At 39.4% G+C, this 236-nt stretch carries 1 protein-coding gene; it reads right to left on the bottom strand.

The features are described from left to right. On the bottom strand, positions 1-171 hold a 171-nt coding region (locus tag CXF65_RS01175; protein WP_157824002.1), incomplete at its 3' end, for a transposase. Between the last annotated feature and the right edge of the window lie 65 nt (positions 172-236).

Raw genomic sequence — 236 nt, forward strand, 5'->3', positions numbered from 1 at the left:
AGACCAATGACCAAAATAAGAAGGTAAGTCTCGCCATGGACAGCCTACTCGTATGCGGTACAACATGCCTTCAACGGTACGTCTTAGATTGGGCTTGTTATATACGTTAATTTGTCGCAATATAATAAATAGCTTGTGCCAATGTTCATCGTTGAGCTTGGTGCGAGTCATAAGTGATGCCTTATTTCTTTGTTGTGGTAAACATTAGAGTAAGGCGTTGCTTATTTTTTTCAATG

Origin of the sequence: Psychrobacter sp. Sarcosine-3u-12 (genome assembly GCF_002836005.1) — a bacterium.
GTDB lineage: Bacteria > Pseudomonadota > Gammaproteobacteria > Pseudomonadales > Moraxellaceae > Psychrobacter > Psychrobacter okhotskensis.